Origin of the sequence: Nonomuraea sp. NPDC049028 (assembly GCF_043197735.1) — a bacterium.
Lineage (GTDB): Bacteria > Actinomycetota > Actinomycetes > Streptosporangiales > Streptosporangiaceae > Nonomuraea.
Genome location: NZ_JBICTR010000002.1, coordinates 882,542 through 899,104, shown reverse-complemented (window position 1 = coordinate 899,104; position 16,563 = coordinate 882,542). Strand labels below are relative to the sequence as shown.

Sequence of the window (16,563 nt, the reverse complement as noted above, 5' to 3'; positions counted from 1 at the left end):
CCGGTCGGCCTCCTCTCCGGGCCGGCCGGTCCCTCCGCGGCGGGCCCGTCTCCCAAACTCCCGCCGCGCCCCCGGCCGGCCGGCCTTGTCCCCCGTCAGGGCCGGCCGGCCCTCGACCCGTCCGCGCCGACCCCTTCCGATCTCCGGAGCCTTGGATGCGATCCCTCGCCTTTGCCGGTGGCCTCGTCGTGGCCAGCGCGCTGGCCGTCACGGCCTACGCCGTCTACGCCCCGCCGGCGACCTCTACTGGAACCACGCAGGCCGTGACCTTCACGGAGACGCTGCAGGCCCGCCTGAAGCGCCTGCCCGGCGACTACCGCGGCTGGGCCCAGCTCGGCCTGGAGTACGTCGACCAGGCCAGGGTCACCGGCGACCCGTCGTACTACACCAAGGCCCAAGGCGCCCTGGCCACCGCCGCCCGGCTGAACCCGGCCGATGACGCGGTCCTGACCGGCCAGGCGGCGCTCGCCGCCGGCCGCCACGAGTTCTCCGACGCGGTACGTCTGGCGCAGCGGGCCATCGGCGTCAACCCCTACAGCGCGGTGGCGCACGGGGTGCTGGCCGACGCGAAGACGCAGCTCGGCGACCTGAACGGGGCCTCGAAGGCCGTGGACAGGATGATGGGGCTGCGTCCCGGCGTGGCGTCGTTCGCCCGCGCCTCCTACGCGGCCGAGCTGCGGGGCGACCGGACGGGGGCGCGCAAGTTCCTGGAGTACGCCCAGAACGACGCCTACGCCCCGGCGGACGTCGCCTACACCCGCTACTACCTGGGCGAACTGGCCCTGCATTCGGGCGACCTGGCCGCGGCCGGCGACTGGTACGCCAAGGCGCTCCAGGCCTACCCCGCCTACACCCCCGCGCTCGCCGGACAGGCCAGGGTCGCGGCGCTCGGCGGGCGGACGGCCGAGGCCCTCGATCTCTACCAGCGGGTGGTCGAGCGGCTGCCGCTGTCGCAGTACCTGATCGAGCAGGGCGAGACCCGGATCAAGGCGGGCCTGAAACCGGACTGGACCCTGCTGGAGGCCCAGCGGAAGCTGTTGCGGGCCGCGGGGGTGCGGGACGACCTCACCTGGGCCGAGTTCGAGGCCGATCACGGCGACCCGGCGCTGGCCGTACGGCATGCCAGGACCGAGTACGCGCGCAATCCCAACCTCGTCGCCGCCGACGCGCTCGGCTGGGCCCTGTTCAACGCGGGCAAGCCGCGCGAGGCCCTGCCGTACGCGAAGAAGGCCACCTCGACCGGCTGGCGCAACCCGCTGCTCGGCTACCACCGCGCCCGGATCGAGCGCGCGCTCGGCAAGCCCGCGCGCGTGCCTCCGGGCTTCGATCCGTCCCTGCCCGCACTGGCGAGGTTCTCATGAGGGTGCTCCGGCTCGGCCTGCTGTCCGTCGTCGCGGGCCTGGTGTTGTCGACGTGCGCCTCGGCGCTGTTCGTGGCGGCGGCGCGGGCGGAGACGGTGGCCCGGCATCCGCTCGGGAACTTCACCGTCAACCACTACAACGGGCTGCGCCTGCGGCCCGACCGGGTGGAGAACGAGGCGGTCGTGGACGCGGCGGAACTGCCGACGCTCCAGGCGAAACCGGGCGTGGACGGCTCGTACGCGGCCAGGACCTGCGCCACGCTGGCCGCCGCCCAGCGGCTCACCGTCCGGGGTACGGCGGTGCCGTGGCGAGTGTCGCGTTCGGCGTTCGCCTACGCTCCGGGGCAGGGCGGTCTGCAGACCAGCCGCCTGACCTGCGGGCTGGTCGCCGAGGCCCGGGTGTCGGGCGCGGTGTCCTTCACCGACGCGTTCGAGCAGGAACGGATCGGCTGGCGCGAGATCACCGCCGTCGGCGATGGGGTACGGCTGACCCAGTCGTCCGTGCCGGCGGTCAGCGTGAGTAACGAGCTGCGCGAATACCCGGAGGACCTGCTGACCGACCCGCTCGACCAGCGCACCGCCGCCGTCACCGTCGGCGGCGGCGCCTCCGCCCTGTCCGGCGGCTCCCCCGGCTCCGGCGGTACGCCTTCCGGGCTCGGCACGATCAGCGTCGGTGGACCGATCGGGGACGCGCTGGCGGCGCTGGACCGGACGTTCACCGGCCTGGTCGGCGCCGACTCGCTCACCGTGCCGCTCGGGCTGCTGGCCGTGGCCCTGGCGATGCTCCTCGGGGCCGGGCACGCGCTGATCCCCGGACACGGCAAGACGATCATGGCCGCGTACCTGGCCGGGCGGCGCGGACGACCGCGTGACGCCCTGGTCGTGGGGGCCACGGTGACGGCCACGCACACGGTCGGGGTGCTGGTGGTGGGCCTGCTGCTGAGCGCGTTCACGGCGCTGGCCGGGGAGGCGGTGCTGGGGTGGCTGGGGGTGGCCAGCGGCGTGCTGATCGCCTTCATCGGCCTGCGCCTGCTCCTGTCCACCCGCCGCGCCACCGGTCAGGGGCACGGCCACGGGCATGGCCACGGTCACGGTCACGGCCATGCGCACGAGCACGGCCACGGGCATGGGCATGGGCATGGGCACGAGGGCTCGACGCGGGCCGGGCTACTGGGGATGGGAGTGGCGGGCGGGCTGGTGCCGAGCCCGTCGGCGCTCATCGTGCTGCTGGGGGCGATCGCGCTGGGTCGTACCTGGTTCGGGGTGGCCCTGGTCACGGCGTACGGCCTCGGCATGGCGGCGACGCTCACCGTGACGGGCCTGCTGCTGGTCAAGCTCGTCGACCGCCTCGAACGGCGCGCCTCACGGGGGCGGGGCCTCGCCGCCCGGCTGTCCACCCTGGCGCCGCTGGGCACGGCCGGCATGGTGATGCTGCTGGGCGCGGGCCTGGCCCTCCGCTCGGCCATCGCGCTCTAGCCCGCCCCAGGACCACCGCACCCTGGCTCGCCTCGGGGCCGCCACGCTCTAGCTCGCCCCGGGGCCGCCGCGCTGACGGATGAGCGTGTCCACGCCGTCCAGGATCCGGGCGAGGCCGAAGGAGTAGTCGAAGCGCCGCTCCGGCTCGGCGGTGTCCGCCGGATAGTCGAAGGCGCCCGCGTCGACCGCCGTGCGCAGGGCCGGAAAGCGCCGCGCGTCGACGAGGTCGCCGAGCAGCGCGCTGTAGGCGGCGATCGACTCCCCCGAGGCGGCGGGGCCGAGATGCGCGCTCATCCGCGCGGTGGTGAGCATGTAGTTGGCGATCAGCAGGACCACGCCCGCTTTGTCGCTTTCGGGGAGCCCGGTGTCGCGCAGCGCGCCCAGGGCGCGATCGGTCCACGCCAGCTGGTTGGGGGTGATCGGCGGTCCGGTGACGGGCAGGTCCACGATCCAGGTGTGGGCGCGCAGCATCACCCACTGCGCCGCGCACCAGCGCTCCAGGCCGAGCCGCCAGTCGTCGCAGGGCTCGTCGAGCTCGGCGGGCACGGCCGCGACCGTGTCCAGCATCAGCAGCAGCAGCTCATTCTTGCTCTTGACGTGCCGGTAGAGCGACATCGTGGTGAAGCCCAGCCGCTCGGCGACCCTGGCCATCGACACGGCGTCAAGGCCGCCGGCGTCGGCCAGCTCGACCGCCGCGCGGGCGATGCGCGGCGGGCTGAGCCCCTGCCTGGGTTCAGGCGCCGGCTCGTCGAGTCTTCCCCAGAGCAGGTCGAGCCCCGGCGGCAGCTTGTCGTTCATGGTCCTCACCTTCGCGCATCGTCCTCACCTTTCGCGACGTCCGTCCATCCCCGCCGCCGTCGCCGAGGGGCTCGGCCGCACGCTTGCGCTCTCGTCAAGTGTATGACATACACTCAGTGTATGACATACACAGCATTGATCATCGGTGGTGGGATAGCGGGCTCGTTATGCGCGGTCGCCCTGCGCAAGGTGGGGATCACGCCGTTCGTCTATGAGGCGTACGACCGGACCGCGGACCACACGGGCGCCTTCCTGACGCTCGCGGTGAACGCGCTCGACGCCTTGCGCGCCCTCGATGTCGACCTCGGCGACGTCGGCTTCGACACGCCGCGCATCGTGTTCACCAACGGCTCCGGAAGGCGACTCGGCGAGCTGCCGTACGGCACCGCCCTGCTGGACGGCACGGTGAGCCGGACCGTCAAGCGGGCCGACCTCTACCGCGCCTTCCGCGAGCTGGCCGTCCGATCCGGCGTGCGCGTCGAGTACGGCAAGCGGCTCGTCGACGCCGAGAGCACCGGCGACGGGGTGCTGGCGAGGTTCGCCGACGGCACCTCGGTCCGCGGCGACCTGCTCATCGGCGCGGACGGCCTGCGGTCACGTACCCGCGAGATCATCGACCCGCACGCTCCGGACGCGCGCTACGGCGGGCTGCTCAACACGGGCGGCTACGCCCGCGGCGTCTCCACCGGCTGCGAGCCGGGCACGATGAACGCGATCTTCGGCAAGCGCTGCTTCTTCACCCACACGACGCATCCGAGCGGCGAGGTGTGGTGGGCGGCGAATCCGGCCCAGGCCGCCGAGCCCACCCCCGCAGAACTGGCCGCGATCACCCCCGAACAGTGGCGGTCCCGGCTGATCGACCTGTTCCGGCACGATCGCGGGCCCGCCGCGGACATCATCGCGGCGACCGGCGAGAGCTTCGCGGGCTGGAGCACCTACGACGTGCCGACCGTACCGAAGTGGCACGACGACCGGATGGTCATCATCGGCGACGCGGCCCACGCGACCGCCCCCTCGATCGGGCAGGGCGCGGCCATGGCCATCGAGGACACCGTCGTGCTGGCCAAGTGCCTGCGGGACAGCCCGGACATCGCCGCCGCGTTCGCCGCCTACGAACGGCTACGGCGCGAGCGCGTGGAACGCGTCGTCGCGCAGGGCAATCGCACCGGCGGCTGGAAGACGCTCGGTCCCGTCGCCCGGGTGCCGCGTGACCTGATCATGAGCCTGGCCATGAAACAGATGGCCCGCACCGGCAACGACCCGAGCCGCTGGATCTACGAACACCACATCGACTGGGACAAACCACTCCAAGAGGTGCCCTCCGAAGCCCGTTGAGCGTCTCGACCACTTCTTACCGAGGATCGGTGGGCAGGTCGGCGCTTCAGGGCTGCCGCACCCCCGTCTCGGTGGCCGCCGCATAGCCGGCGAGCATGGCGAACGCGACGTCACGTGCGGCGTCGTCGCAGCCGACAACCCCAGCGTGACCAAAGCGTGGACCGACGCCGGGTTCAAGAACGCGGTCATCGCTCATGGCGTCGGCCTGGGCCTCGATGTGGAAGTGGTGCCCCGCGACCCCCACACCATCGGGTTCGCGCCGCTGCCCAAGCGCTGGGTGGCCGAGCAGGTCTTCGGCATGCTGATGCTGCACCGCCGGCTGGCGCGTGACTATGAGGCGCTGCCCACCAGCTCCGAATCGATGATCTACTGGTCGATGACCGACAACATGACCCGGCGGTTGACCAGGCCGACCACCCCGACCACCCCAACCTGGCGCCAACCCAGCCAGACGCCGACATAGCAGGCTGGGGCGCGAATACGCGCGTTTCTGGAGTGCCTGGCCGAACGCCAAGCCGCCGCACAAGCCGAAGCCGACCGGCTGCACAAGCAGATCGCCGAACTATCCGCGCAGCTGAGCGCGGCCGAACAGGTGCTGTCCCGGCTGCGCATCACCCGCGACACGATCCTGGAAATGACCGGCGACCTGCCCGAATCCAGCCCCGAGGCGACCTCGCTCCCGCCCGCCTACCAGCAGACCTGGCGATCGTAGAGCAAGCACCGGACGGGCTGCGCGCCAAGGACATCTGCCGGATGATGAACACAGGGCTGGAGCCCAAGCACACCGAGAACATGCGCGCCAAGCAGTTCCTCGGTCATGGTCGACGTCGGAGCGTCACCTCGCGGTTGGCCAGGGAACGTCGCTGATGCGCCCCCCTTCAGGGGTTCGGGGGCTACTCGCCGGTTCCCAAGCGGTAACGCCCAGGCGGCCGGTCGAGCCGAGGTCGAAGTTGCCGGGGACGCGGTGGCCGCCGACCACGAGGGTGGTGCCGAGCGCGGGTGGGTGATCGGTGCCACCGTACGTGTTGCGCCACACCAGGGTGAAGCGGGCGGAGCGGCCCGGGCGGAGGGACAGGATTCTGGAGCCGGGGTCCTTGACCGCGGTCGTGACCTGTCGTGCACCTCTGTCGATCTCGATGTCGAGTGGCTCGCCGGCCTTGTCCAAGAGGCGGACGCGGGGGTAGCCGTGGACGCTGCGTACCTTGTTGCCGCAGTTGGTGAGGGTCACGGTCTGGACGCGGAGCCCCATGGCGGCGTTCGGCTCCTCGGCGGTCAACGACGTCCCCGAGCCGGGGCAGGACGGCGTGGGGGAAGGGGACCACGACGTCGGCCGCGGTGCGATCGTGGAGTGGTACGGGCCGACCGGCGCGGCGCCTGGCCCGTCTACGCCGCAGCCGGCGAGGCAGAGCACAAAAAGGGAGAACGCCCGGACGGCGGACATGACGGTCATCGGCCCCATCTTGCCGGACCGCCGAGGAAAGGACCGCCGGGTGGGATGGCGATCGTTGCCGTTCGACGCCAACCACCTTGGCGATGCCCTCTCTGTCAGATTCCCCGGTTCTCCATCTTCAGGCTCCGTCAGTGGTGTTCCAGTCCAGGATTCCGGGTCCGCGGAAAAACTGCCGCACCTCGTCGGCCCGGCCGCCACTCAGCCGCAGGGCGAGGGCAAGACTCGTGACAATAGCAAGCGGCCCAAGGGTTCGCTTCCGCTAGAGACACCGCGCGAGGTGGTGGGCGAGCCGGCCACGAAAGGGCTGAACACTCCGCCGCCGCTGACATGGGAATCCTCCCCGACTGTCACTGGATCAGCACAAGCGGCGAACGACAGCCGGCTCGCTGGTATTCGCGCAGTCTCTCATGAAGCCCCCTAGGGAGATAGATTTGATCTGATGGAGACTTTCAGCGAACACCCGTCGAATCCAAGTACTGGCAACGAACCATCTCCAGGGGAAAGGCGAGGCCGCTCGCTGTGGCTTCGCGTCGTCATCGGTTTGGTATGTGTTGCGCTGGTGGCGGCCGTGCCTATATATGTGCACCAGCAAGATTTGCTGGTCTCCCAAGCACGGGCGATTGCCCTCGACGGCGTCAAACAACGCGATCACGATTGGTATGCCGCAAAGCTATTAGGCTACGTTGCCGTGGGGATCCACTCGGATGATTACACTACATCTGCACTTGCGGATACGCTCGCCATAGAGCGTCGTGGCCTATTTCCGGGCAGTGCGACCATTGTCGATGTCGCGTTGGCTGCCGACGGCAGAACGGCGCTTATCTCTGACGCCCAGGAGGGCTACGGAATTTGGCAACTCCAGGGAAAGGGTCCTGAGTCAGGCAGAGAGAATCTTCAGGCCACCAGAACGGGCACCCTTGGTGCTGGGTCTGGGCCGATAGCCCTGTCCTCGGATGGGCGGAGGGCGGTAACAGGCGAAGACGTGAGCGGCGGCATCGATGTGTGGGATCTGGGCGATCCTGATAGGCCGTCCAGGACGCCCGTGCGTAAAGGTGACTACCGCGAACAGCTTCTCGAGTTGTCGTTGACCGCTGACGGCACGACCCTGTTCGCAGGGTTCGAGGACGGTTCCATTGAGATCTGGAATCTGGGTGCCGGACGGAAGCCAAGGCAGCTGGCGCGCAGGCATGAACATGCGTCTGGAGTTCGTATTTTATCCGGGACATCCGATGGTAAAACGCTGCTTACTGTCAGCGATGATTCTGCAATTTTCTGGTCCATGACTGATCCGAGCCGGCCCACCAAGCTTGCGGAGCTCAAAAGCGCGACACTCGAGCCGGAGGTGCGCGAATGGAGCAGTGGCGCGCTTAGCGCAGATGGCAAGAGGGCGATAATCGGACGAGGAGTGTGGGATACGACCAATCCGCAGTCGCCGACTCATCTGGGTGATTTGTCTATTATCCCCGAATGGGCGACTCCGGTGGCAATCTCCTATGACGGATCTATTGCTGTCACAGTGGATGATGAGCCAAGCGGTCCGGCGAGTTCTGACCCAGTTATCGTGTGGGGGCTGAAGGACGGCTACCGCCCGGTCAGCTTGGCAACGCTCAGAACGCCCGAGTCCGAGAGCTGGCTGGTGGCCATGAGCAAGGACGGAAGAACATTAGCCGTGGGGACGAGAACGGGAGGTGCCTATTCGTGGCTACTGCCCAACCTGCGCAAGGGTTTCATGGAGGACGCTTGTAGAGAGTCTCCGCCCCTTCCGCCCGTGCCGGGTTTTTGGGAGTCCGTAAGTACCGAGTCACCTCCCGACGTACTGGGCAAGAGGCCGTTTGCCATATGTCCTCTTGGCGGCAGGTCAGGGAAGTGAGCCTGTCGCTCAGTAAAGCGGCAGAATCGGGAGATGAATGAGCCGGTAAAGGCCAGCTTGCGGTAGTTGAGCCTGTTGTGCCCTTCGGGAAGTTGCCGACCGCCGTCGCCGCTGGGCCCGCTGCATTGCTGCAGCGGGCCTCAGAACCGGCCATGCCCGTTTCCGAGCAACCGGCTCAAGCAAGCTCCGTGGGCTCGCGGGCTGCCAGAAGTGCTGGCCGGTGTCGGCGGTCGGCCGACGGTGGCAGTGGGTGTGGATCAGGCGTGGGGCGGCGGGTTTGTCCGGCTTGCCGTTGCCCCTATCAGCGGTGATCGCGTGTTTGCAGATCGCGGTGCGGGTGACCTTGAGCCACTGTTCCCACTGGCTGGGGGTTTGCGGCTCGCTACGGCGCGAGCGCGTGGAACGCGTCGTCGCGCAGGGCAAGCGCACCGGCGGCTGGAAGACGCTCGGTCCCGTCGCCCGCGTGCCCCGCGACCTGATCATGAGCCTCGCCATGAGACGCATGGCCCGCACCGGCGACAACCCGAGCCGGTGGATCTACGAACACCACGTCGACTGGGACGAACCCGTCTACAGCGCGGGCTAGATCTGCCGGCGTCCACGCCGGGTGGAGGGCAGGTCGTGCCGCCCCGAGACGAACTCCTGGACCGCGATCTTGGCCCTGATCACCGGCCGGCGCCACCGTTCCTCCCGGTGCGCGGCCGTGGCCAGCCTCCGCGGGCGCCGCTTCTGGTAGAACAGGTGGGCCCACGGAGACCCGGGCCTGGCCAGCCGCACCGCGCCCACCAGCAGCAGCACGGGCACGAACAGGCCCACTATCCCGGTCCAGATCTTTCCCTTCAGCAGGGTGATCACGGCGAGCACCATGTTCGCCACGAGCAGCGCACCCGGGTTGACCGGGGTCCCGTAGTCGAACGACAGCGGCCGGAGCCCGGTGAGCAGCAGCCCCGTCATCGCGACCGCGATGAACACCGCGTCGACCGAGGTGCGGCCCTCTTCCTCCCAGTACACGTCGTGCAGGTGCAGGATCAGCGCGAACTCGTCCAGCACCAGCGCCGACCCGATCCCGAAGACGGCGGCCGCCGCGGCGTAGGCCACCTGCGACGCCGAGGACACGATCAGCCCGCTGACCCCGCCGACCAGCATGAGCACGACCCCGAACACCACGTGGTGGATGTGCATCTCGCCCACGTTGACGTTGCGGAACCAGCCGACCTTCGCCCTGATCAGCCGCACGTTGACGCGGGTGGCCACGAAGGCCCCGATGAGCGCGACGAAGAAACAGAACAGCGGCAGCCGTCCCGTGTCGACAATGCTCAGCTCGAACCAGTTCCCCATGACCTTGAAAACGATGCTACGAGGCCAATCGTCATCCCTTGACCATTTGGACCGGGAAACGAACTCAAGACAGGAACGCGCGCAGCAGCGCCGCCGTGCCCTCCAGGTGCTCCGCCACTGCTCGGCGGGCCCCTTCCGGGTCGCCCGCCAGGATGGCCGCCACGATCGCCTCGTGCTGGCGGGCGGAGTGGTCGAGGTTCACCTGGAGCATCGGGATGGCGTTGAGGAGGTCGCTGACCCGCAGGCGCGCGTCGGCGCAGGCGGTGGCGAGCAGGGCGGAGCCGGTCAGCTCGGCGATCGAGAGGTGGAAGGCCGTGTCCAGCCGCCGGTAGTCCCCGATGCCCGCCTTGTTGAGTGCCGCGAGCCGGCCGCGCAGGAGGGAGCGCTGGTCGTCGGTCAGCGTGGCCGCCGCCAGCACCGCCGCCGCGCCGCATTCGACCGCCATGCGGAAGGTCAGCGCGTCGGCGAGGTCGGCCGTGCCCATGTCGGCCACGACCCTGCGCAGGTCGCCGCTCTCCGGCGGGGGCGGGGCGTAGGTGACGAACGCGCCGCCGTATCGGCCGCGCCGTACGTCGAGGTAACCGGCGTCTTGGAGCGCCCGGATCGCCTCGCGCAGCGTCACCCGGCTGATGCCGAGCTGAACGGCCAGTTCACGCTCCGGGGGCAGTTTCCGGCCCGGCGCGACCACGCCGAGCTTGATCGCCTGGAGCAGCCGTTCTACCGTCTCCTCGAAGGCGTTTCCTGCCCTGACCGGCCGTAACACCGTCATCAACCGCGCCGAGTCGTCCAACGTGTCCTCAGGTCTTGACAAGCGATCCCCATATGCACATCAATGGTCTAAGAGTAGCCCAATTAGCGGGAAAGCGAGCGAACTTCTGTGAGCGAGCGAGGTCTTCCACAGCCCGGAGCGCTGTCCGTCGACGAGTTGCGTGACGAGGTGGCCGCCGGACGGGTCGACACCGTGCTGCTCGCCATCGCCGACATGCAGGGCAGGTTGCAGGGCAAGCGGCTGTCGGCGCGCTACTTCCTGAACGAGGTGCTGGGGCACGGCTCCGAAGGCTGCAACTACCTGCTCGCCGTGGACGTGGACATGAACACGGTCGACGGCTACGCGATGTCGTCGTGGGAGCGCGGCTACGGCGATTTCGTGATGAAGCCCGATATTTCCACGTTGCGGTGGGTTCCGTGGCAGGAGGGCACCGTCATGCTCATGGCGGACCTGACCTGGGAGAACGGCGACGACGTGACCGCCTCGCCGCGGCAGATCCTGCGCGCGCAGCTCGCCCGGCTCGCCGACCGCGGCCTGGCCGCCTTCGTGGGCACCGAGCTGGAGTTCATCGTGTACGAGGACAGCTACGAGGACGCGTGGAAGCGCGCGTACCGCGACATGTCCCCCGCGAACCTCTACAACGTCGACTACTCCCTCCTCGGTACGGCCCGCATCGAACCCCTCCTTCGCCGGATAAGGCGGGACATGGAGGGAGCTGGGCTGTACGTCGAGTCCGCCAAGGGCGAGTGCAACCTGGGCCAGCACGAGATCGCCTTCCGCTACGACGAGGCGCTGAAGACCTGCGACAACCATTCCATCTACAAGAACGGCGCCAAGGAGATCGCGGCTCAGGAGGGCAAGTCGATCACCTTCATGGCCAAGCCGAACCAGCGCGAGGGCAACTCCTGCCACATCCACATCTCGTTGCGGAGCGTGCACGGCGACCCGGTGATGGCGGGCGACGGCCCCCACGGGCTGTCCGAGCTCGGCGCCCGCTTCATCGCCGGGCAGCTGGCCCACATGCGCGAGCTCACCCTCTTCTACGCCCCGAACATCAACTCCTACAAGCGCTACGTCCCCGGCAGCTTCGCCCCCACGGCCGTCAAATGGGGCGTGGACAACCGCACCTGCTCGCTCCGGCTCGTCGGCCACGGGGAGTCGCTGCGCATCGAGAACCGGGTGCCGGGCGGCGACGTGAACCCCTACCTCGCGGTGTCGGCGCTGATCGCGGCCGGGCTGCGCGGCATCGACGAGGAGCTGCCGCTGGAGGACGCGTTCGGCGGCAATGCCTACGACTCCGGCGCCGAGACCGTGCCCCACACGTTGCGGGACGCGCTGGCGCTGTTCGAGGGGTCGAAGCTGGCGCGGGAGACGTTCGGCGACGACGTGGTGGCGCACTATGCGAACAACGCCCGGATCGAGCTGGCCGCCTTCGACGCGGCTGTCACGGACTGGGAGCTGTTCCGGGGTTTCGAGCGGATGTGAGCACGATGCAGATCATCAATCCGGCGACGGAGGAAATCCTCGCCGACGTGGAGCTGGCCGACGCGGCCGAGGTCGACCGGGCCGTGGAGCGTGCCAGGCGGGCCTACCAGGGTTGGCGCGACGTGTCGCCCGGCGACCGGGCGCGGCTGCTGCGCCGCTTCGCCGACCTGGTGGACGAGCACCGGGAGGAGCTGGCCCTGCTGGAGCTCACGAACTCCGGCCACCCGATCGGCAACGCCCGCTGGGAGGCGGGCGCGGTACGCGACGTGCTGCACTTCTACGCCGGCGCCCCCGAGCGCAACCACGGCAAGCAGATCCCGGTGCCCGGTGGCGTGGACATCACCTTCCAGGAGCCGCTGGGCGTGGTGGGCGTGATCGTGCCCTGGAACTTCCCGATGCTCATCATGAGCTGGGGCGTCGCCCCGGCCCTGGCCGCGGGCAACACGGTGATCGTCAAGCCCGCCGAATGGACCCCGCTGACCGCGCTGAGGCTGGCCGAGCTGGCCCTCGCCGCGGGCCTCCCCGAGGGGGTGCTCCAGGTGCTGCCTGGGGCAGGGGAGGTCGCGGGGGCCCGCCTGGTCGAGCATCCGCAGGTGGCCAAGATCGTGTTCACCGGCTCGACCGAGGTGGGCAAGGAGATCGCCGCCAAGGCAGCAACCCAGGTAAAGCGGATAACCCTCGAACTAGGCGGCAAATCCGCAAATATCGTGTTTGCGGACTCGGATCTGGAAAAAGCGGCGAAAACGGCGCCGTATGCCGTCTTCGATAACTCTGGGCAGGACTGCTGCGCCCGATCCAGGATCCTGGTGCAGGCGGAGGTCTACGACGCGTTCCTGGAGCTGCTGCTGCCGGCCGTACAGAATGTCAGGGTCGGCGACCCGCTCGACGAGAGCACCGAGATGGGCCCCCTGATTAGCGCCGAACATCTGGAACGGGTGCGCGGCTTTATCGACGGCCCGTCGTACTGGCAGGGCGACTGTCCGCAGGGCAAGGGGTTCTGGTTCCCGCCGACGGTCCTGACGCCGGCGCTCACCGACCGGGCGTTCACCGAGGAGATCTTCGGGCCGGTGGTGTCGGTGGTGCCGTTCGCGGACGAGGCGGAGGCGGTGCGGATCGCCAACGACACGCCGTACGGCCTGAGCGGCTCCATCTGGACCCGCGACGTCGGCCGGGCGCTGCGCGTCGCGCGAGCCGTGGAGGCGGGCGCGCTGTCGGTGAACTCGCACTCCTCGGTCCGCCACTGGACGCCGTTCGGCGGCTTCAAGGAGTCCGGCCTCGGCCGGGAGCTGGGCCCGGACGCCCTCATGGCGTTCACCGAGACCAAGAACGTCTTCATCTCAACGGAGTGACACACATGCAGCGTTTGCACAACCGCGTCGCCGTGATCACCGGCGCGGGCGGCGGCATCGGCCTGGCCACCGCGCGGCGGTTCGCCGAAGAGGGCGCCAAGGTGGTCTGCGCCGACGTCGACGAGGAGGCGGGCACCAAGGCCGCCTCCGAGGTGGGCGGGCTCTTCGTCAAGGTCGATGTGACCAGCGAGGACGACGTCGTCCGGATGTTCCGGACGGCGTACGACACCTATGGCTCCGTCGACATCGCCTTCAACAACGCGGGCATCTCGCCGCCCGAGGACGACTCGATCCTGGAGACCGGCATCGAGGCGTGGCGGCGGGTGCAGGAGGTGAATCTGACGAGCGTCTACCTGTGCTGCAAGCACGCGATCCCGTACATGCAACGGCAGGGCAAGGGCTCGATCATCAACACCGCGTCGTTCGTGGCGGTGATGGGGTCGGCGACGTCGCAGATCTCGTACACGGCCTCGAAGGGCGGGGTGCTCGCGATGTCGCGCGAGCTCGGCGTCCAGTTCGCGCGCGAGGGGATCCGGGTGAACGCGCTGTGCCCGGGGCCGGTCAACACGCCGCTGCTGAAGGAGCTGTTCGCGAAGGACCCTGAGCGGGCCGCGCGGCGCCTGGTGCACGTGCCGGTGGGGCGCTTCGCCGAGGCGTCGGAGATCGCGGCGGCGGTGGCGTTCCTGGCCAGCGACGACGCCTCCTTCATCACGGGCTCGGAGTTCCTCGTCGACGGCGGCATCTCGGGCGCGTACGTCACGCCTCTTTAGGAAGGACCTTTAGGAAGGGAACTTTAGGAAGGGAAGTTGTGGAGCGACCCGTCATCGGGATCACGTCCTATGTCGAGCCTGCCCGCTACACCGTGTGGGAGCTGCCGGTCGCCCTGCTGCCGTACATGTACGTGGAGCAGGTGGTCCGGGCCGGCGGGCAGCCGGTGATCCTGCCGCCCGCCGGGTCGCCCGCCCGGCTGGTGGCGCGGTTGGACGGGTTGATCCTGGCCGGTGGTGGTGATGTCTCGCCCGAGCGGTACGGCCAGGAGCCACACGACCAGACCGGCTACATCCGGAAATTTCGGGACACGGCGGAGTTCGCGGTGATCGAGGCGGCTCTTGAGGCCGACCTGCCCTATCTCGGGATATGTCGGGGCATGCAGGTGCTCAACGTCGCGCTCGGCGGGACCCTGCACCAGCATCTGCCCGATGTGGTGGGACACACCGGGCACTCCCCCGCACCCGGCGAGTTCGGCCACCTGCCCGTCCGGCCCGTCGCGGGAACTCTCGTCGGCAAGGCGCTCGGGGCCGAGCCGGTGGCCGTGCCGCACTACCACCACCAGGCCATCGACCGGCTCGCGCCCGGCCTGACCGTGTCCGCCGTGGCCGACGACGGCACGATCGAGGCGGTGGAGCTGGACTCCCAGACGTTCGCCATGGCCGTGCAGTGGCATCCGGAGGCGGCGAAGGACTGCGCGCTGTTCGAGGCGCTCGTCGCCACCTGCTGAGCCGCCCCCGGTACAGCCCTTTTGGCCCCAAGCGACCGGATCCGCACGCGACAACTCCCCCATAACAGCACTAGGCTTGCGGACATCACCGTCGAAACCGTGCGGGAGAGTGTCCTGGCATCCGGCCAGGTCCCCTGAAGGAGCAAGCCCTCCCCGCGAACCTCTCAAGGCAAAGGACCGCACGGACGAGGTGTCCTCTGGAAAGCAGGCCTGGCGGCCTCGCCGAAGGTGAAAGTCCGGCAAATTACGGGCGAAGCTCTCAGGCACCCATGACAGAGGGGGAGGATGTCTGGCATCCGATCCTGCCCTGAGGTGCGCATATGTCACGTCCTACACCGCTCCGAGAGGTCCACGAGAGCCTCGGCGCGACATTGACCGATTTCGCCGGGTGGCTGATGCCGCTCCGCTACGGCAGCGAGTCCGCCGAGCACAACGCCGTGCGCCAGGCGGCCGGGCTGTTCGATCTCTCCCACATGGGCGAGATCTTCGTGACCGGGCCTCAGGCGGGTCAGGCACTCGACTACGCGCTGGTGGGACACCTGTCAGCGCTCGCGCCCGGCCGGGCCCGCTACACCATGATCGTGAACGAGCATGGCGGGGTGCTGGACGACCTGATCGTCTACCGGCTCGGGGACGAGGAGTTCATGGTGGTGGCTAACGCCTCCAACTATGAAAAAGTCGGGGAAGAGCTGAAAAATCGCGCCAAGTCGTACAACGCGGTGGTCGAGGATCGCTCGGAGCAGTACGCGCTGATCGCCGTCCAGGGGCCGCGCGCGCAGGAGATCCTCGCCACGCTCACCGACGCCGACCTCGCCGGGCTGAAGTACTACGCGGGCCTGCCCGGTCTGGTCGACGGGCGGCAGGCGCTCATCGCGCGCACCGGCTACACGGGCGAGGACGGGTTCGAGCTGTTCGTGGCCAACCAGGACGCCGTCCCGCTCTGGCACGCGCTGACCGAGGCCGGCCGGCCGTACGGGCTGCGGGCGGCGGGTCTGTCCAGCCGTGACACGCTCAGGCTCGAAGCGGGCATGCCGCTGTACGGCAACGAGCTCGGCGTCGAGCTGACCCCGTTCGACGCGGGGCTGGGCAGAGTGGTGAAATTCGACAAGCCGGGCGACTTCGTCGGCAGGTCGGCGCTGGAGGCGGTCAAGGACACGCCGCCGCGGCGCCGGCTCGTCGGACTGGTCGCGCGGGGTCGCCGGGTGCCGCGCCACGGATACCCGGTGACCAAGGACGGCGCCGTCGTCGGCGAGGTCACCAGCGGGGCACCCTCCCAGACCCTGGGTAAGCCCATCGCCATGGCCTACGTCGACAATGGGGCCGACGCAGGTCTGGCCGTGGACATCCGGGGCAGCCATGAACCTATGGACCTCATTGAGCTGCCCTTTTACAGGAGGAACAAGTGAGCAACATCCCAGACGACCTGAGCTACACCAAGGAGCACGAGTGGGTGGCCGGGCTCGACGACGGCATCACCGTGACCATCGGCATCACGGCCTACGCGGCCGAGGCGCTGGGTGATGTCGTCTTCGTGCAGCTTCCGGAGGTCGGCTCGACCGTCGAGGCGGGCGACTCCGTGGGTGAGGTCGAGTCGACCAAGTCGGTGAGCGAGATCTACACCCCCGTCGGCGGCGAGATCGTCGAGGTCAACCAGGCCGTCGTGGACGATCCGTCGCTGGCCAACAGCGACTCCTACGGCGACGGCTGGATGTTCCGCGTGCGCGTGGAAGGCGACCCCGAGGACCTGCTCACCGCCGAGGAGTATTCGGCGCTCACCTCAGGCGAGTCCTGACCCACCCGCCGGGGTCCTGCCGGACCCCGGCCCTTCTGAAGGG

Annotated in this window: 16 protein-coding genes and 1 riboswitch; of the genes, 12 read left to right on the top strand and 4 right to left on the bottom strand. The window is 69.2% G+C overall.

Features of this window, described 5'->3' with window-relative positions; translation table 11 throughout:
- Window positions 1-155: 155 nt before the first annotated feature.
- Together ACGFJ2_RS10275 and ACGFJ2_RS10270 are read left to right on the top strand one after the other, a co-directional pair.
- Complete coding sequence (locus ACGFJ2_RS10275) at window positions 156-1,361, top strand: tetratricopeptide repeat protein (protein ID WP_393466757.1); 1,206 nt, start codon at window positions 156-158, stop codon at window positions 1,359-1,361.
- Window positions 1,358-2,836: a nickel/cobalt transporter gene (locus ACGFJ2_RS10270; protein WP_393466754.1), complete on the top strand. Its 1,479-nt coding sequence runs from the start codon at window positions 1,358-1,360 to the stop codon at window positions 2,834-2,836. The genes ACGFJ2_RS10275 and ACGFJ2_RS10270 overlap by 4 nt, the downstream gene beginning before the upstream one ends.
- A 48-nt stretch (window positions 2,837-2,884) precedes the next feature.
- On the opposite strand, the gene ACGFJ2_RS10265 is transcribed toward ACGFJ2_RS10270, so the two are convergent.
- Window positions 2,885-3,634 (bottom strand): TetR/AcrR family transcriptional regulator, encoded by a 750-nt coding sequence (locus ACGFJ2_RS10265; RefSeq protein WP_393466751.1) that lies wholly within the window; start codon window positions 3,632-3,634, stop codon window positions 2,885-2,887.
- A 120-nt stretch (window positions 3,635-3,754) separates the two neighbouring features.
- Here ACGFJ2_RS10265 and ACGFJ2_RS10260 point away from each other — a divergent pair, with 120 nt between their 5' ends.
- Window positions 3,755-4,969: an FAD-dependent monooxygenase gene (locus ACGFJ2_RS10260; protein WP_393466748.1), complete on the top strand. Its 1,215-nt coding sequence runs from the start codon at window positions 3,755-3,757 to the stop codon at window positions 4,967-4,969.
- Between the two features lie 145 nt (window positions 4,970-5,114).
- On the top strand, window positions 5,115-5,432 hold the full coding sequence (locus ACGFJ2_RS10255) for a hypothetical protein (protein ID WP_393466745.1): 318 nt from the start codon (window positions 5,115-5,117) through the stop codon (window positions 5,430-5,432).
- A 372-nt stretch (window positions 5,433-5,804) separates the two neighbouring features.
- On the opposite strand, the gene ACGFJ2_RS10250 is transcribed toward ACGFJ2_RS10255, so the two are convergent.
- The gene (locus tag ACGFJ2_RS10250; RefSeq protein WP_393466742.1) at window positions 5,805-6,419 is read right to left on the bottom strand and encodes a DUF4232 domain-containing protein; all 615 of its coding nucleotides are present in this window, start codon (window positions 6,417-6,419) and stop codon (window positions 5,805-5,807) included.
- A gap of 439 nt (window positions 6,420-6,858) precedes the next feature.
- Here ACGFJ2_RS10250 and ACGFJ2_RS10245 point away from each other — a divergent pair, with 439 nt between their 5' ends.
- Entirely contained in the window at window positions 6,859-8,289 is a 1,431-nt protein-coding gene (locus tag ACGFJ2_RS10245; RefSeq protein WP_393466739.1) for a WD40 repeat domain-containing protein, read from the top strand.
- Window positions 8,290-8,686: 397 nt separating this feature from the next.
- The gene (locus ACGFJ2_RS10240; protein WP_393466736.1) at window positions 8,687-8,875 is read left to right on the top strand and encodes a hypothetical protein; all 189 of its coding nucleotides are present in this window, start codon (window positions 8,687-8,689) and stop codon (window positions 8,873-8,875) included.
- Here the strand turns inward: ACGFJ2_RS10240 and ACGFJ2_RS10235 are convergent.
- On the bottom strand, window positions 8,872-9,627 hold the full coding sequence (locus ACGFJ2_RS10235) for a hypothetical protein (RefSeq protein ID WP_393466734.1): 756 nt from the start codon (window positions 9,625-9,627) through the stop codon (window positions 8,872-8,874). The two genes, ACGFJ2_RS10240 and ACGFJ2_RS10235, sit on opposite strands and share 4 nt — an antisense overlap.
- A 64-nt stretch (window positions 9,628-9,691) precedes the next feature.
- Window positions 9,692-10,396 carry a FadR/GntR family transcriptional regulator gene (locus tag ACGFJ2_RS10230; protein ID WP_393467014.1) on the bottom strand — a complete coding sequence of 235 codons (705 nt, stop codon included), beginning with the start codon at window positions 10,394-10,396 and terminating at the stop codon, window positions 9,692-9,694.
- A gap of 108 nt (window positions 10,397-10,504) precedes the next feature.
- Between ACGFJ2_RS10230 and ACGFJ2_RS10225 the strand changes: the two genes are divergently transcribed.
- From ACGFJ2_RS10225 to gcvH, 6 genes are all read left to right on the top strand, one after another.
- A complete protein-coding gene (locus tag ACGFJ2_RS10225; RefSeq protein ID WP_393466731.1) occupies window positions 10,505-11,881 on the top strand; it encodes a glutamine synthetase family protein in 1,377 nt (458 codons plus the stop codon).
- A 5-nt stretch (window positions 11,882-11,886) separates the two neighbouring features.
- Entirely contained in the window at window positions 11,887-13,230 is a 1,344-nt protein-coding gene (locus ACGFJ2_RS10220) for an aldehyde dehydrogenase family protein (RefSeq protein ID WP_357942827.1), read from the top strand.
- A 5-nt stretch (window positions 13,231-13,235) separates the two neighbouring features.
- Entirely contained in the window at window positions 13,236-14,000 is a 765-nt protein-coding gene (locus ACGFJ2_RS10215) for a 3-oxoacyl-ACP reductase (protein ID WP_357942825.1), read from the top strand.
- Window positions 14,001-14,038: 38 nt separating this feature from the next.
- Complete coding sequence (locus ACGFJ2_RS10210) at window positions 14,039-14,728, top strand: gamma-glutamyl-gamma-aminobutyrate hydrolase family protein (protein ID WP_393466727.1); 690 nt, start codon at window positions 14,039-14,041, stop codon at window positions 14,726-14,728.
- 92 nt (window positions 14,729-14,820) lie between these two features.
- A riboswitch (glycine riboswitch) is annotated at window positions 14,821-14,918 on the top strand.
- A gap of 130 nt (window positions 14,919-15,048) precedes the next feature.
- Window positions 15,049-16,134 (top strand): glycine cleavage system aminomethyltransferase GcvT, encoded by a 1,086-nt coding sequence (gene gcvT, locus ACGFJ2_RS10205; RefSeq protein WP_357942822.1) that lies wholly within the window; start codon window positions 15,049-15,051, stop codon window positions 16,132-16,134.
- Window positions 16,131-16,520 (top strand): glycine cleavage system protein GcvH, encoded by a 390-nt coding sequence (gene gcvH, locus ACGFJ2_RS10200; RefSeq protein WP_357942820.1) that lies wholly within the window; start codon window positions 16,131-16,133, stop codon window positions 16,518-16,520. The genes gcvT and gcvH overlap by 4 nt, the downstream gene beginning before the upstream one ends.
- Window positions 16,521-16,563 lie beyond the last annotated feature (43 nt).

Excerpts from the sequence above, each read along its gene's own strand:
- ACGFJ2_RS10275 (WP_393466757.1), top strand. The coding sequence starts at position 156 with ATGCGATCCCTCGCCTTTGCCGGTGGCCTCGTCGTGGCCAGCGCGCTG.
- ACGFJ2_RS10270 (WP_393466754.1), top strand. The coding sequence starts at position 1,358 with ATGAGGGTGCTCCGGCTCGGCCTGCTGTCCGTCGTCGCGGGCCTGGTG.
- ACGFJ2_RS10265 (WP_393466751.1), bottom strand. The coding sequence starts at position 3,634 with ATGAACGACAAGCTGCCGCCGGGGCTCGACCTGCTCTGGGGAAGACTC.
- ACGFJ2_RS10260 (WP_393466748.1), top strand. The coding sequence starts at position 3,755 with ATGACATACACAGCATTGATCATCGGTGGTGGGATAGCGGGCTCGTTA.
- ACGFJ2_RS10250 (WP_393466742.1), bottom strand. The coding sequence starts at position 6,419 with ATGACCGTCATGTCCGCCGTCCGGGCGTTCTCCCTTTTTGTGCTCTGC.
- ACGFJ2_RS10245 (WP_393466739.1), top strand. The coding sequence starts at position 6,859 with ATGGAGACTTTCAGCGAACACCCGTCGAATCCAAGTACTGGCAACGAA.
- ACGFJ2_RS10235 (WP_393466734.1), bottom strand. The coding sequence starts at position 9,627 with ATGGGGAACTGGTTCGAGCTGAGCATTGTCGACACGGGACGGCTGCCG.
- ACGFJ2_RS10230 (WP_393467014.1), bottom strand. The coding sequence starts at position 10,396 with ATGACGGTGTTACGGCCGGTCAGGGCAGGAAACGCCTTCGAGGAGACG.
- ACGFJ2_RS10220 (WP_357942827.1), top strand. The coding sequence starts at position 11,887 with ATGCAGATCATCAATCCGGCGACGGAGGAAATCCTCGCCGACGTGGAG.
- ACGFJ2_RS10215 (WP_357942825.1), top strand. The coding sequence starts at position 13,236 with ATGCAGCGTTTGCACAACCGCGTCGCCGTGATCACCGGCGCGGGCGGC.
- gcvT (WP_357942822.1), top strand. The coding sequence starts at position 15,049 with ATGTCACGTCCTACACCGCTCCGAGAGGTCCACGAGAGCCTCGGCGCG.